The following is a 564-nucleotide window of genomic DNA, read 5'->3' on the forward strand; positions in this document are numbered from 1 at the left end:
ACGGTGGCCTTGCAGGAGCAGTTGGTTGACCGCGATTTACCGTTTCTGGTCGAAAAAAGCGGTTTGGAGCTGACCTTTACGCTTGCCAAGGGGCGCGGCCGTTATCTTTGCCCTTACAAACTCTATCAACTGACGCAAAACAACGCCCAGCAAAACCTGCTTGGTTTTGAAGCGCCGGAAGTGTTGTGGGACAGCAAACCCAAGCCGGAAGAATTGAACCTGCTGCGCGACATTGCCGATGAATTTTCCGCCCGCCGCTTTAATGGCGACCGCGACACTTGGCCGGAAAAAATCGATGACGCGATTTGGCTCAAAGTTACCAACGACCGCCACGGTTGCCTGAAATCCGCCTGTCCTAACCGTCCGGAATGCCCGTTTTACCTGGCGCGCGATGTTTTGGAAACCGTCGATGTCGTCGTTGCCAACCATGACCTTCTGCTTGCCGACATCAGCATGGGCGGCGGCGTGATTCTGCCTGCACCCGAAAACAGTTTCTATTGCATAGACGAAGCGCACCATCTGCCCAAAAAAGCCCTCAGCCGTTTTGCCGCCGAACATTCATGG

Annotated in this window: 1 pseudogene; it reads left to right on the top strand. The window is 54.6% G+C overall.

Annotated elements, in window-relative coordinates:
* Positions 1 to 564: pseudogene (locus ACTHUR_RS16825) on the top strand (ATP-dependent DNA helicase DinG); the annotation flags it as partial.

It is taken from the genome of Neisseria sp. P0021.S007, assembly GCF_051956855.1.